The organism is Lacrimispora sp. 210928-DFI.3.58, from assembly GCF_020554865.1.
GTDB lineage: Bacteria > Bacillota > Clostridia > Lachnospirales > Lachnospiraceae > Enterocloster.
Genome location: NZ_JAJCIC010000006.1, coordinates 64,764 through 79,059, shown reverse-complemented (window position 1 = coordinate 79,059; position 14,296 = coordinate 64,764). Strand labels below are relative to the sequence as shown.

Here is a 14,296-nt window from a genome sequence, read left to right as displayed (position 1 = left end):
TATTTTTTTGTCAGCATTTTTAAAGAATTTCTTAAAAAATCCTTGTCATTTCCCATTTTCTGTACTATGATAGACATACAAGTGGTAGAAAGTGGTGCAAAGTGGTAGAAGATGGTTGTTAAGTGGATGAAGTGGGGGAGATTCGGATATCCCCCATTGTATTCCACGTTGCCTCGATGATGTACAGCAGGTGATAGCTATGTTCATGGGTGAATACAATCATACAGTGGACGCGAAGGGACGTCTTATTGTTCCTTCCAAATTCAGAGAGCAGTTAGGTGATGAGTTCGTTGTGACGAAGGGACTCGATAACTGCCTTTTTGTGTATGAAAATTCCGAATGGGCCGCCCTTGAAGAAAAGCTCCGCACCCTGCCTTTAACGAACACCGCCGGACGTAAGTTTTCACGTTTCCTCTTAGCAGGAGCTACCACCTGTGAAGTTGACAAGCAGGGAAGAATCCTTCTTCCTGCAGTTTTAAGGGAATTTGCAGGGATCGAGAAGGATGCTGTACTGGTAGGTGTGGGCAGCCGCATTGAAATCTGGAGCAAGGATAAGTGGATGGAAGCCAACACCTTTGATGATATGGAAGAGATCGCAGAACACATGGAAGGCTTGGGAATTTGATGGAGGAACATGGATTTGTACATAAGTCCGTACTGCTATATGAGACAGTGGGCAGCCTGAATATCAAGCCCGGAGGCTGTTATGTGGATGGAACCCTGGGAGGCGGAGGACATGCCAGCGAGGTGGCAAAGCGCCTGGGAAGCGGCAGGCTCATCGGCATTGACCAGGATGCAGACGCCATTGCAGCGGCAGCAAAGAGGCTTAGGACCGTGGAGGACAAGGTCACCATTGTCAGAAGCAACTACGAGAACATCAAACGGGTACTTGAGGATTTACACATTGAAAAAGTAGACGGCATTTATCTGGACCTGGGGGTTTCCTCCTATCAGCTGGATACGGCCGCCAGAGGATTTACCTATAGAGAAGACGCCCCTCTTGATATGCGTATGGATCAGAGGGAGGAGAGGACAGCGGCAGACATTGTCAACAGCTACGATGAGATGGAGCTGTACCGCATTATACGCGATTACGGAGAAGACCGCTTTGCAAAGAACATTGCAAAGCACATTGTGAAGGCAAGAGAGGAGCACCCCATTGAGACCACCGGGGAGCTGGCAGAGATCATAAAGGGTGCCATACCTGCAAAGGTAAGGGCTACGGGAGGCCATCCGGCCAAACGCACCTTCCAGGCGATACGTATTGAACTGAACAGAGAGCTGGCTGTGCTGGAGGCTTCCATTGACACTATGATCGATCTGTTAAAGCCGGGAGGGCGCCTTTCCATCATCACCTTCCATTCCCTGGAGGACAGGATCGTTAAGACGCGATTCCGCATCAACGAATCCCCCTGTATCTGTCCGCCGGATTTCCCGGTCTGTGTCTGCGGCAGAGCGAGCAAGGGAAGAGTGATCACAAGAAAGCCTATCTTGCCGACAAAAGAGGAACTGGAGGAAAACAGCCGTTCTAAAAGCGCAAAGCTGCGCGTATTTGAACGGGGAGAAGAGTAGAACTGTTTGAAAGCAGGCTCTGGCCTCCGCGATCAGAATATGGAAAGAAGGGAGGAATAAGGTCATGGCTGCAAGAAGGCAGAAAGCGCCGGGAACAACCGCCGGAAGAAACAGGCGGGATACCTACGGCAGCGCATATGTACAGGGTACTGCCGCTCCAAAGCTGGAGCCGCAGAGCATGCCTGAGAAGCATAGGCCGGCAAAGGGCCAGTCCGTCCGGACAAGCAACCGGATACGCCGCAACCAAGAACGGGCGATGTATATGGATCTTCCATATGTCATCCTGCTCACGATCGCATCGATCTGTACCTTATACCTCTGTATCCAATATCTCCATGTGCAGTCCTCCATTACGGCCAGGATGCACAATATCGAGGTGATGGAAGCAAAGCTTGAGAAAATGAGGGCGGAAAATGATGCCCTGGAGACAAGCATAAACACCAGCATTGATTTAAATAAGATATATGAGATCGCTACCAAGGAGCTGGGAATGGTCTACGCGAGGAAGAACCAGGTGCTCTTATATGACAAGACGGAAAGCGAGTATGTAAGACAGTATGAAGACATCCCGGAATACTAGCCCGAATGCCTTCGGCGGCGGAGAGGGAGGCGGCCGGAGAGCGCATAAAGGAAAAAAGATTTTTACAAGATACATGCAGGAAAAGCTGGCAATCACCGTTCTGGTGATTACGCTGGCTTTATTTGCTTTGATCATGGTGCTCTACCGGATCGTCCGTGACAACAATGAGAGATACAATAAGATCGTCCTGTCCCAGCGCCAGCAGCAATATGACAGCCGCGTGATACCCTACAGGCGCGGTGACATCGTGGACAGGAACGGCACTTATCTGGCCACCAGCGAGAAGGTGTACAATCTGATCATCGACCCCAGCCAGATCATACCAAACGAGGAGCTGGCCCGATATTACCTGGAGCCGACCGTCCAGGCCCTTGTGACCTGCTTTGGCTTTAATGGGGATGAGATCCGCAGCATGATCCTGGACCGCCCGAAGAGCGCTTACCTGCGCTATCTTCCCGGACGCCAGCTGACCTATGACCAGAGAGTGGCTTTTGAGGAGTATGTAAAGCAGACAAATGACGCCTACCGCAAGAGCGAGAACGATGAGGAGGCCAAAAAACGCATAAAGGGTATCTGGTTTGAGGATGAGTATAAGCGCATCTACCCCTACAATTCCCTTGCCTGCAATGTGATCGGCTTTACCAGCAGCGACGGCTCGGCAGGTACAGGCGGCATTGAGCAGTATTACAACAGCAGCCTGATCGGCGTAAATGGCCGTGAATATGGCTATCTGGATGATGAGGCCAACTTAGAGGGTGTGGTAAAGCCTGCCACAAACGGAAAGACCATTGTCTCCACCATTGATGTCAATATCCAGAACATTGCCCAGAAATATGTGGATGAGTGGCAGAACACCGTTGGCAGCAAGGTGACAGCCGTTATTGCCATGGATCCCAACAACGGGGAGATCCTGGCTATGGCCACCAGCAATAAATTCGATTTAAACAATCCCAGGGATGTGAGCGGCTATACGGAGGAGGAGCTGATGACTCTGGGACGTAAAGAGGCCGCTGCCGTATACCGCAGGGAACATGATGGGGAGACCATTTCGGAGGAGGAGGTACTGGACCATTTCTCCAGGGAAGAAGTTCTCTCCTATGGCCAGCAGGTGGCCTGGAACCAGATATGGAGGAACTTCTGCGTCAGTGACAGCTACGAGCCAGGCTCCCCCTCCAAGATCCTGACAGTGGCTGCAGGCTTAGAGGAAGGAGTATTAAAGGGCAATGAATATTTTGACTGTCCCGGCTACCTTCATGTGGGAGATTACGATATCAAATGCACGGCCTATCTGAAGGGAGGCCATGGCTCCTTAAGCCTGGAGGAATCTCTGATGCAGTCCTGCAATGTGGCAATGATGCGCATCGGCGCCATGATAGGCAGGGACAGGTTCACAAAATACCAGGCCATTTTCGGATTTGGAGATAAAACAGGCATTGACCTGCCCGGCGAGGCAGATGCAGCCAGCCTGGTCTACAAGGCAGAGAATATGGGGCCTACGGATCTGGCCACCAATGCCTTTGGACAGAACTTTAACTGCACCATGGTGCAGATGGCGGCGGCGCTGTGCTCGGTCATAAACGGCGGCTCCTACTATGAGCCCCATGTGGTAAGGCAGATCTTAAATGAGCAGGGGTCCGTGGTGGAGAAAAAGGATCCTGTGCTGGTGCGCGAGACCGTTTCCCAGTCAACCTCTGAATTTTTAAAGGAGGCCATGTTCAAGACCGTAGACGAAGGTACCGGAAAGGCGGCAGCCGTAGCGGGCTACCATGTAGGAGGCAAGACGGGAACAGCGGAGAAGCAGCCGCGTTCTGCGAAAAACTATCTGGTATCCTTTGCAGGCTTTGCCCCGGTGGAGGATCCGCAGCTCTTTGTATATGTGGTGATCGACACTCCAGGCTTTCCGCCAGGCCCGGAGCAGGCGCACAGCTCCTATGCCAGCGCCATTTTCTCAAAGATCATGACAGAGGCTCTTCCTTATTTAAATGTATTTCCGGCCCAGGATTATCCGGATGATGAGGAGCTGGAGGGCAGTCTTCCGGCAGAGGAAGGGATCCACGGAGAGACAGAAGGAGAAAACGGAGAACAGCCGGAGGAGACACCTGCAGAGACAAAGCGCCCCTATGCGACAGATGAGTACATAGAGGGCGGTGAGGAGGGAGCCTCCTATGAGAGCGGCCTTCCGGACGCAGTCCCGGCAGCGGCCGGGGAAGGAGATTACAGGCTCCCTGTGCCCGCGGAAAGTGAGACAGAGACAGAGACAGAAGCGCCCCCGGAGTCCACAAAGGGAGAAGGGGAATAATCAGTTCCTCCCGTCCATATATTAGTATCAATGATGGACGCGGAGAGCCGTATGAATGGGAATTTAACAAAGCACAGAAAAAATATAGCCGTCCTGTGGCTGCTCATCGCCCTTGTGATGATCAGCCTTTCAGGGCGGCTTGGCTTTCTCATGATCTTTCGCTCCGCCCATTACAGCGCCATGGCGGAGGACCTTCACCAGAGGGAGCGCACCATAAAGGCTGCCAGGGGCAGGATCATTGACGCAAATGGTGTGGTGATCGCGGACAACCGGACCGTCTGCACCATTTCTGTTATCTACAACCAGGTAACGGACAGGGAGGAGGTGATCCGCGTTCTGTGCGGGGAGCTCTCCATGGATGAGGCTCTTGTCAGAAAACGGGTGGAGAAGCGAAGCTCCAGAGAGATCATCAAGACAAATGTGGATAAGGAGACGGGAGACAGGATACGCTCCCTGCGCCTTCCCGGAGTTAAGGTGGATGAGGACTATAAGCGCTATTACCCTTACGACAGCCTGGCCTCAAAGGTCCTGGGCTTTACAGGAGGAGACAACCAGGGCATCATTGGGCTGGAGGTAAAGTACGAGAAATATCTGAAAGGCATGAGCGGCACCATTCTCACCATGTCTGACGCAAAGGGCGTTGAGCTTGCAAATGCTGCCGAGGACAGGATCGAGCCGGTCCCTGGCTGGGATCTCTATGTGAGCCTCGATGTGAATATCCAGAAGTACGCAGAGCAGCTGGCCTACCAGGTCCTGGAAAAGAAAAATGCAAAAAGAGTTTCCATCATTGTCATGGATCCGCAGAACGGGGAGATCATGGCAATGGTCAATGTGCCGGAATTTAACTTAAATGATCCCTTCACCCTAAACCAGAACCTGAAAAGCCAGAGCCTCAGGGACCTGGCAGCAGAGAATGAGGGGGCAACAGGAGCAAAAAAGCAGGAGCTTTTGAACCAGATGTGGAGAAATACCTGCATTAATGATACATATGAGCCAGGTTCCACCTTTAAGATCATCACGGCGGCAGCGGGATTGGAGGCCGGTGTGGTATCCCTGACAGACCGCTTCAGCTGTCCCGGCTTCCGGGTGGTGGAGGACCGGAAAATCCGCTGCCATAAGGTGGGAGGCCATGGAGCGGAGACCTTTCTTCAGGGGGCGATGAATTCCTGTAATCCTGTGTTTATCGATGTGGGACAGCGCCTGGGAGTGGAGGGCTATTACAAATATTTCACCCAGTTCGGGTTAAAGGGGAAAACGGGGATCGACCTCCCCGGCGAGGCAGCCACCATTATGCACAAAAAGGAAAATATGGGGCTGGTGGAGCTTGCCACGGTCTCCTTTGGCCAGTCTTTCCAGATCACGCCCATACAGCTTATCACAACAGCCGCCTCCATTGTAAACGGCGGAAGACGGGTAACGCCTCATTTCGGCGTGGAGGTGAAGAATAGGGAGGGTACTGCCGTACACCGTCTGGATTATCCCTTAGGGGACCGGATATTATCAGAAGAAACAAGCGCTACCATGCGCTATGTGCTGGAGCAGGTGGTGGCCGAGGGGAGCGGGAAAAAGGCGGCAGTGGAGGGCTTTCGCATCGGAGGAAAGACTGCCACTTCGGAGAAGCTTCCCAGAAGCCTGAAAAAATATATTTCTTCCTTTTTGGGCTTTGCGCCTGCAGATGATCCAAGGGTGATGGCGCTCATCACCATCGATGAGCCGGAGGGGATCTATTACGGCGGAACCATCGCTGCTCCGGTGGTGGGAGATCTGTTTAAGAATATTCTTCCTTATCTGGGAATCGAGGCAGAGAAGGAAGAAACTGACGGCAGCCCGGAGAATGCTGGTTGATTATTCGGGGAAAAAGACGTATACTAATTACCAAATGAGACATACATATGAGATTGAGGTGACCTATGATTCATGAAACCATATTAGCAGTTATTATTGCCTTTGCCATCAGCGCTCTGCTGTGCCCGATCATTATCCCCTTTCTGCACAAGCTGAAGTTCGGCCAGCAGGTCAGGGATGATGGTCCCCAGAGCCATTTGAAAAAGCAGGGCACGCCGACCATGGGCGGTCTGATCATCCTGTGCAGCATTATCATTACATCGATCTTTTATATACCCAGTTATCCGAAGATCATCCCTGTCCTGTTCGTGACCGTGGGCTTTGGGATCATCGGTTTTCTGGATGACTACATCAAGATCGTGATGAAACGCTCGGAGGGGCTGAACCCAAAGCAGAAGCTGATCGGCCAGTTTGTGATCACCGGCATTTTTGCCTGGTATCTGATGAACAGCGGGGAGGTCGGCACCGATATGCTGATCCCCTTTACGGGAGGCTTTGATGACGGACGTTTCCTGTCCCTGGGTATCCTGTTCATACCGGCCCTGTTCTTCATTGTCCTGGGAACGGATAACGGCGTGAATTTTACAGACGGTCTGGATGGGCTGTGCACCAGCGTTACGATCCTGGTGGCGACCTTCCTCACCATTGTAGCCATCGGGGAAGATATGGGGATCAGCCCTATCACAGGTGCTGTGGTGGGAAGTCTTTTGGGATTCCTCCTGTTTAATGTGTACCCTGCAAAGGTATTTATGGGAGATACAGGCTCATTGGCCCTGGGAGGCTTTGTGGCGGCTTCCGCGTACATGATGCGGCTTCCTCTGTTCATTCCGATCATTGGCCTTATCTATTTGGTGGAGGTCCTGTCGGTTATCATACAGGTCACATATTTTAAGAAGACCGGGGGAAAACGCATTTTCAAGATGGCTCCCATCCACCATCATTTTGAGCTCTGCGGATGGTCAGAGACAAGAGTGGTGGCAGTATTTGCCATTGTGACGGCAATACTCTGTATGGTAGCCTATCTGGGGCTTTAACATGAGACAAACGGGAAGGAGGTTATTGGAGAATGGACCAGAGTCAAAGAGTGTTAGTTGCAGGAACTGGTAAAAGCGGCATTGCGGCGGCCAGGCTCATTCTGGAGCGGGGAGGAGAGGTGATCCTCTATGACGGCAATGAAGCGTTAAAGGAAGAGGACATAAAGGAAAACTTCGGTGAGGACAAAAAAAGGGTGAGTGTCGTATTGGGAGAGATGAAGCGCTCAGACCTTTTGGGGGTGGAGCTTTGCATCATAAGCCCAGGCATTCCGCTCACCAGCCCCTTTGTGGCAGTGGTGGATGATGCGAAGATCCCCATCTTAGGAGAGATCGAGCTGGCCTACCAATGCAGCTTGGGAAAGCTGGCTGCCATCACAGGGACCAATGGCAAGACGACCACCACAGCCCTTACAGGAGAGATCCTGCGGTCCCACTATGAGGAGACCTTTGTGGTGGGCAATATCGGAGAGCCCTATACGTCAAAGGCCATGGAGATGACGGAGGAGTCCGTGACCGTGGCTGAGATCAGCAGCTTCCAGCTGGAGACCATTATGGATTTCCATCCGAATATCAGTGCGATCTTAAACATCACGCCGGATCACCTAAACCGCCATGGGACCATGGAAAATTATATCCAGATCAAGGAGGGCATCACCTTAAACCAGACAGAGGAGGACAAGGTGGTGCTGAATTACGATGATCCTGTGCTGCGGGAATTTGGGGAGGATCCGGAGCTTCGGCCGGAGGTTATCTGGTTTTCCAGCCGCACAAAGCTTGCAGACGGCTTCTGCATGGCGGGAGATGACATCGTATACTGCCAGAAGGGCAGGGAGACAGTGGTGGTCAATGTCCATGAGATGCAGCTTTTAGGCAGGCACAATTACGAAAATGTAATGGCTGCCGCTGCCATCGGCCTTTCTATGGGAGTGCCCATGTCAAAGATCACAGAGGTGATAAAGAACTTTCAGCCGGTGGAGCACAGGATCGAGTTTGTGAGGGAGCGCACAGGCGTCCGCTACTACAATGATTCAAAGGGAACCAATCCCGACGCAGCGATCCAGGCTTTAAGGGCGATGCCTGGGCCTACGATCCTCATTGCAGGAGGCTATGACAAGGAGAGCAGCTACGATGAGTGGGTAAAGGAGTTTGAGGGCAAGGTGAAATACCTGGTGCTCATTGGACAGACCAGGGATAAGATCGCGGCGTGCGCAAAGGAGCATGGCTTTACGGAGATCATGTATGCAGAGGATATGAGCGAGGCTGTCCAGGTATGCGCTGTCTATGCGGATATCGGCGACTATGTGCTTTTGAGCCCTGCCTGTGCAAGCTGGGGAATGTTCCGGGATTATGAAGAGCGCGGACGCATATTTAAGGAGTGCGTCATGGCGCTGTAGGAGGTAAATGCGTATGGCAGGAAACAGGCCGCCCGCAGACAGGAGAGTCCAGGGCCAGCAGATGGCCGTCAGGCCCCAGAGCGTACAGCAGGGAAGGCCGGCAGTGAGGGATATGAGAGAGCAGCAGCCAGTGGCAAAGAAAAAAAAGAAGGTAAAGCATTTTTATGACTACAGCCTTCTGTTCTGCATCATTTTCCTCACAGCCTTTGGGCTGGTGATGATATACAGCGCCAGCTCCTATACGGCTCAGTTAAATCCCTTATACAAGGGAAACGGCGCGTATTTCATGCAGCGCCAGGCGGGTATTGCAGCTGCCGGCTTTGTGATGATGCTTGTCATCTCAAAGATCGACTATCATTTGTTTGCAAAATTTGCGGCATCTGCCTATATCCTGTCCTACATACTGATGATTGCCGTAAGCATCGTGGGACGTGAGGTAAACGGCAAGAAGCGCTGGCTGGGCGTGGGACCTGTAAGCTTCCAGCCGACCGAGTTTGTGAAGATCGCCCTGATCGTCATGCTGGCAGCGATCATCACAGTTTTGGGAAATAAGATCAATGAGTTAAAGTCAGCGCTTTCCATCGTGTTTTTGACATTGCCCATCGCCGCACTGGTGGGTATGAACAACTTAAGCTCAGGGATCATCGTATGCGGCATTGCTTTTGTGATGCTGTTTGTGGCCTGCAAGATCAAATGGCCTTTCTTCGGAATCGGCTTTCTGGGGCTGGGAGTTCTGGCAGGAGCAGGCCCCATAGGAAGGGCGCTGGTGCAGATAAAGCTTCTTCAGCCCTATCAGTACCGCAGGATCGAGGCCTGGCTGAATCCGGAGTCCGATCCCACAGACAAGGGCTTTCAGGTGCTCCAGGGCCTCTATGCCATTGGCTCCGGGGGGCTGGTGGGCCAGGGCTTAGGAGGAAGCATCCAGAAGCTGGGCTTTTTGCCGGAGTCACAGAATGATATGATCTTTGCTATTATCTGTGAAGAGCTGGGACTCTTCGGGGCAGTGTCCATTATTCTGATCTTCCTGTTTATGATCTACCGGTTTATGATCATTGCCAACAATGCGCCGGATCTCTTCGGTGCCCTGCTGGTGGTGGGAGTGATGGGACATATTGCGATCCAGGTGATATTGAATATCGCAGTTGTCACCAACACGATCCCAAATACCGGTATCACCCTTCCGTTTATCAGCTATGGCGGTACGTCGGTTCTGTTCCTTCTTATGGAGATGGGGATCGTTTTGAGCGTGTCCAACAGGATTCGGCTGGAAAAATAGGCTCTGTCCCGGGGCCGGTCCTGCATGCACAGGGGCGCCTTCACCTGCATATGCTTAAAGTAGATAGTTTTCTGCTCAGAGCATAGATACCAGGAGGTGCCCCATTGTCTGTTATTGCGAAGTGTCCAGCAAAATGTGCCAGTGACGCGTTTTGCCGGATCCAGGTTTTCGGCCCTACTCCCCTGGAGGGGGAGATTTCCATACAAGGTTCTAAAAATGCTGTCCTTCCCATGATGGCTGCTGCATTGCTCCACAAGGGAGTGACCGTGCTTACCAATGTTCCCGTGATCCAGGATGTAGCATGTATGGTGGACATCCTGGAATGGCTGGGCTGCCGCTGCTGTCATAAAGGGGACTGCCTGGTGATCGATGCCAGACAGATAAAAAGCACCCGCGTCCCGAAGGAGTATGTGGCAGCCATGCGCTGTTCCATTGTGGTGCTGGGGGCTTTGCTGGGACGGATGGGAGAGGCCAGCAGCGGCTATCCGGGAGGCTGTCTCATCGGGGCCAGGCCCATTGACCTTCATCTGGAGGTGTTAAAAAGCCTGGGAGCCTGTGTGAAGGAGGAGGACGGCTGGCTGGAGGCCAGGGCGGCGGAGGCAGGCGGCCTTCGGGGGGCGGAGATCCATCTGTCGTACCCCAGCGTGGGAGCTACGGAGCAGGCCATTCTGGCCTCTGTGCTGGCAAAGGAGGTAACGGTCATCCACGGAGCGGCCATGGAGCCGGAGATCGACCAGCTTTGCCGCTTCCTCAACAATATGGGAGCTGTTATCTGCGGTATGGGAACAGAGCATCTGATGGTCCAGGGCGTAGACTCCCTTCATGACAGCAGCTTTCAGGTGGAGGGAGACCGGATCGTGGCAGGAACCTACGGGGCAGCCGTAGCTGCGGCGAGAGGCCACATTGTCCTAAAGGGCGTCCGGCCCTCACAGCTTCGGATCCCCCTCACCATGCTGGAGCGGGCGGGAGCAAGGGTGCGCAGGGAGGAAGAGGGCAGAACCATTGAGGTGACAATGGGGAAGGCTCCCTGGGCCCTGGATCTGAAGACGGGCCCTTATCCGGCATTTCCAACAGATCTCCAGTCGCCCTTTATGGCGTTTCTGGCCGCAGGCCAGGGCGTAAGCCATATTGAGGAGAAGGTGTTTGAGGGCAGATTTGCCACAGCAGGGGCTCTAAGGCAGATGGGTGCAAGGATCACCATAGAGGGCCAGAGGGCTACTATTCAGGGAACCCGTCCCTTAAGGGGAGCCCAGGTGGCGGCCTCGGATCTGAGAGGAGGAGCCGCCCTGGCAGTGGCTGCTCTGGCGGCAGAGGGGGAGACGGTCATCGGAGAGTGCCGTCATATCAGGCGGGGCTATGAGGACATATGCAGGGATCTGTCGGCCCTGGGTGCAAGGATAAAGTGGATGGGGGAAGATTCATAGCTGCTGCCTGCAGGAGGGCCATCGCGGCCGGACGGCGGACGCAGCGATTCCAAAGTAACAGTTCAGTGTAGGTCTTTGCATTTACTGCAAAGACCGTAAGAATGAGTTGTGGGCGAGAAGAATCCGGCTCCTTCACCGTAGGTGAACTTAAAATGAGCCGGATTCCGTAACTACACAGCCGCAGGCTGAGCAGTTACATTCCAAAGTGAGGTACATGAGGTTGAGGAGATTTTGGAGAAACCATCATATGGGAGCCGGGATTGCCGTGGCAGCGCTGCTGCTTGCGGCTATCCTTGTGCTGTCCGTGCACATACAGGATGTGACGGTGACCGGGAGCGAGCGGTACACAGATGCCCAGATAGAGGAGCTACTGTTTGCGGGAAAATGGGGGAAGAATGCGGGCATTGCCTATTTTAAAAACAGGTTCCGTCCACATAAGCAGATCCCCTTTGTGGAGGATTACAAGGTCATTTTTCACAGCCCGTTCCATGTGGAGGTCATTATCTATGAAAAGGATATTGTGGGTTATGTCTCCTATATGAGCAGCTACATGTATTTTGACAGGGACGGCATCATTGTGGAGAGTTCCGGCAGCAAACTTGACGGCGTGCCCTGGATCACAGGACTGGAGTTTGGACAGATCGTGCTCTACCGGCCCCTTCCGGTGGGAGATGACCGGATATTCGGGGAGATCATGAACCTGACCCAGCAGCTTTCGGTCTATGATATCCCCGTAGACAGGATCCAGTATGATTCCAAAGGACAAGCCACCCTGTTCATCAACAAAATGGAGGTCACCATGGGTGACAATGCGGACATCGACGGCAAGATCTCCACCCTGAATGACATTCTGACAGACCAGCCTCAGCTGGCAGAGATAAGCGGCACCTTAAAGCTTGAAAACTATACGGAGAATAACAGCCGGGCGGGTATCACATTTAAAAAGAAATGACACGTCGCACCGCGGCTGCTGAGAGGACGGCCAGCAGCCGCAGTGCAGCATGCGGAAATCTAAAAAGTGATGTAACTCGACTTTCCATGAAACATGTGATACAATATGAAAAATAGGTAATACCAATAGGAGGACTGTTTATGAGGACGCTAGGAGAGCTTAAGGAGCTGATTGCCTGCGGTAAGGGAGAGCTTCCCTGCGATTGGAAGCTTAAGAATGTAAAACTGGTGAATGTGTATTCTGGGGAGATTTATCCAACGGACATCTATATAAAGGGAAGGCGGATTGTGTCCATTGAACCGGGGATCGATCTTATGGCAGAGCATGAGCAGGATTGCAGGGGGATGTATGCTGTGCCAGGGCTGATTGATTCCCATATGCATTTTGAATCCACCATGCTGTCGCCGGAGGCGCTGGCGGATGTGGTGGTGCCAAAGGGGACCACAACACTGATGGCAGATCTGATGGAGATTGCCAATGTGGCAGGAGAGGCCGGGCTGAGGGAAATGTTAAAGTCGCTGGACCGCATGTCCTGCCGTATGCTGATCGAGGTGTCCTCCCGCGTACCTACCGCACCTGGCCTGGAAACCACGGGAGCTGTCCTGGGAGCAGCAGAGGTGGATGAGCTCATGAGCTGGGAGGAGAGCGTGAGCCTGGGGGAAATGGATTCCTCCAAGATCCTTCTCTCAAAAGAGGATCAGTATCTGAAGAAGATTTGTTCTGCCTTAAACAGAAGAAAGCCGGCTAATGGACACGCCATCGGCCGCCTGGGACAGGAGCTGAACATTTATGCATCCTCCGGCATTTCCGATGATCATGAGTGTGTGACCGAGGAGGAGATGATCCAGCGTATCCGTGTGGGCATGAAGGTATTCATCCGTGAAGGGAGCACGGAGCGCAACGTGGACGCTCTTGTGAAGGCAGTGGTAGAGCATAAGCTGGATACGGAGCATTTGATGTTCTGCACCGATGACAAGCATATTGGTGATATACGCCGTGAAGGCCATATCAATTATAATGTCAACCGCTCCATTGCCCTGGGACTTGACCCCATGGAGGCCATCCGCATGGCAACCATTCGTGCGGCCAAGCATTTCCGCATGGAGGAGGAGATCGGAAGCATCACACCGGGCCGCCTGGCAGATATCATCCTCTGTGAGGATATATGTGACATCCAGCCTGCTGAGGTTTGGTTTGAGGGCAAGCTGGCTGCCAGGAACGGGGCTATGCTGGTTCCCACCCCGGTGCGTACCTATCCCGCGTGGCTTAAGGACACGGTGAAGCTGAAAAATCCCATTACAGCAGGATCCTTCAGGGTGGAAGCGCTCCAAAAGGCAGTCGGTGACAGGGTGAAGGTGCGCGTCATCCGCCTGGTGCCCTCGCAGATCATCAATGAGGAGGATCAGGCAGAGCTTACAGTTGGTGAGAATGGAATCCAGCCGGATCTGGCACAGGATGTGATCAAGCTTTCTGTGGTGGAGCGCTATGGAAAGAACGGAAATGTGGGAAACGGCTTCGTAAAGGGCTTTCACCTGAAAAAGGGCGCGATGGCATACTCCATGTCCCATGATCATCATAACATCGTGGTCACAGGCGTGAGCGACACTGATATGGCTCTGGCTGTGAATGAGGTGGCACGGCTGCACGGAGGGCTGGCAGTAGCCTGTGACGGCCGGATCCTGGCTTCCATGGAGCTTCCCATTGGCGGTCTCATGAGTGAGAAGAGTCCGGATGAGGTGGAAAAGGAGCTGGATGTTCTGAATAAGGCAGCCGAAAGCCTGGGCTGCACGGTGGCTGCTCCCTTTATGGCACTGAGCTTTATCTCGCTGCCCACAGTTCCGGAGCTGGGGCTGACAGATAAGGGGCTGGTGGACGTGATTCACCATTGTCTGATTCCTGTAATATTGTAGGAGAAGAAAA

Annotated in this window: 11 protein-coding genes; all 11 read left to right on the top strand. The window is 53.0% G+C overall.

The window, feature by feature from the left end:
* Positions 1–199 precede the first annotated feature (199 nt).
* Entirely contained in the window at positions 200–625 is a 426-nt protein-coding gene (mraZ, locus tag LIZ87_RS05930; RefSeq protein ID WP_178314276.1) for a division/cell wall cluster transcriptional repressor MraZ, read from the top strand.
* The gene (rsmH, locus tag LIZ87_RS05925) at positions 625–1,572 is read left to right on the top strand and encodes a 16S rRNA (cytosine(1402)-N(4))-methyltransferase RsmH (protein ID WP_178314283.1); all 948 of its coding nucleotides are present in this window, start codon (positions 625–627) and stop codon (positions 1,570–1,572) included. The genes mraZ and rsmH overlap by 1 nt, the downstream gene beginning before the upstream one ends.
* Positions 1,573–1,636: 64 nt before the next feature.
* The gene (locus tag LIZ87_RS05920; RefSeq protein ID WP_178314274.1) at positions 1,637–2,152 is read left to right on the top strand and encodes a cell division protein FtsL; all 516 of its coding nucleotides are present in this window, start codon (positions 1,637–1,639) and stop codon (positions 2,150–2,152) included.
* A complete protein-coding gene (locus tag LIZ87_RS05915) occupies positions 2,130–4,451 on the top strand; it encodes a penicillin-binding transpeptidase domain-containing protein (RefSeq protein ID WP_178314272.1) in 2,322 nt (773 codons plus the stop codon). Before LIZ87_RS05920 ends, LIZ87_RS05915 begins: the two co-directional genes overlap by 23 nt.
* A gap of 51 nt (positions 4,452–4,502) precedes the next feature.
* Positions 4,503–6,296, top strand: coding sequence for a peptidoglycan D,D-transpeptidase FtsI family protein (locus tag LIZ87_RS05910; protein WP_178314270.1), 1,794 nt, complete (start codon positions 4,503–4,505; stop codon positions 6,294–6,296).
* Between the two features lie 65 nt (positions 6,297–6,361).
* Positions 6,362–7,330, top strand: coding sequence for a phospho-N-acetylmuramoyl-pentapeptide-transferase (gene mraY, locus LIZ87_RS05905; protein WP_178314268.1), 969 nt, complete (start codon positions 6,362–6,364; stop codon positions 7,328–7,330).
* A 32-nt stretch (positions 7,331–7,362) separates the two neighbouring features.
* Positions 7,363–8,724 (top strand): UDP-N-acetylmuramoyl-L-alanine--D-glutamate ligase, encoded by a 1,362-nt coding sequence (murD, locus tag LIZ87_RS05900; RefSeq protein ID WP_178314266.1) that lies wholly within the window; start codon positions 7,363–7,365, stop codon positions 8,722–8,724.
* A 112-nt stretch (positions 8,725–8,836) separates the two neighbouring features.
* Positions 8,837–10,000: an FtsW/RodA/SpoVE family cell cycle protein gene (locus tag LIZ87_RS05895; protein WP_227145841.1), complete on the top strand. Its 1,164-nt coding sequence runs from the start codon at positions 8,837–8,839 to the stop codon at positions 9,998–10,000.
* Between the two features lie 104 nt (positions 10,001–10,104).
* The gene (gene murA / locus LIZ87_RS05890; protein WP_227145791.1) at positions 10,105–11,424 is read left to right on the top strand and encodes a UDP-N-acetylglucosamine 1-carboxyvinyltransferase; all 1,320 of its coding nucleotides are present in this window, start codon (positions 10,105–10,107) and stop codon (positions 11,422–11,424) included.
* 214 nt (positions 11,425–11,638) lie between these two features.
* Positions 11,639–12,376 carry a cell division protein FtsQ/DivIB gene (locus LIZ87_RS05885; RefSeq protein ID WP_227145790.1) on the top strand — a complete coding sequence of 246 codons (738 nt, stop codon included), beginning with the start codon at positions 11,639–11,641 and terminating at the stop codon, positions 12,374–12,376.
* Between the two features lie 140 nt (positions 12,377–12,516).
* Positions 12,517–14,286 (top strand): adenine deaminase, encoded by a 1,770-nt coding sequence (gene ade / locus LIZ87_RS05880; RefSeq protein ID WP_227145789.1) that lies wholly within the window; start codon positions 12,517–12,519, stop codon positions 14,284–14,286.
* The last annotated feature ends 10 nt before the right edge of the window (positions 14,287–14,296 follow it).

Excerpts from the sequence above, each read along its gene's own strand:
- mraZ (WP_178314276.1), top strand. The coding sequence starts at position 200 with ATGTTCATGGGTGAATACAATCATACAGTGGACGCGAAGGGACGTCTT.
- rsmH (WP_178314283.1), top strand. The coding sequence starts at position 625 with ATGGAGGAACATGGATTTGTACATAAGTCCGTACTGCTATATGAGACA.
- LIZ87_RS05920 (WP_178314274.1), top strand. The coding sequence starts at position 1,637 with ATGGCTGCAAGAAGGCAGAAAGCGCCGGGAACAACCGCCGGAAGAAAC.
- LIZ87_RS05915 (WP_178314272.1), top strand. The coding sequence starts at position 2,130 with ATGAAGACATCCCGGAATACTAGCCCGAATGCCTTCGGCGGCGGAGAG.
- LIZ87_RS05910 (WP_178314270.1), top strand. The coding sequence starts at position 4,503 with ATGAATGGGAATTTAACAAAGCACAGAAAAAATATAGCCGTCCTGTGG.
- mraY (WP_178314268.1), top strand. The coding sequence starts at position 6,362 with ATGATTCATGAAACCATATTAGCAGTTATTATTGCCTTTGCCATCAGC.
- murD (WP_178314266.1), top strand. The coding sequence starts at position 7,363 with ATGGACCAGAGTCAAAGAGTGTTAGTTGCAGGAACTGGTAAAAGCGGC.
- LIZ87_RS05895 (WP_227145841.1), top strand. The coding sequence starts at position 8,837 with ATGAGAGAGCAGCAGCCAGTGGCAAAGAAAAAAAAGAAGGTAAAGCAT.
- LIZ87_RS05885 (WP_227145790.1), top strand. The coding sequence starts at position 11,639 with ATGAGGTTGAGGAGATTTTGGAGAAACCATCATATGGGAGCCGGGATT.
- ade (WP_227145789.1), top strand. The coding sequence starts at position 12,517 with ATGAGGACGCTAGGAGAGCTTAAGGAGCTGATTGCCTGCGGTAAGGGA.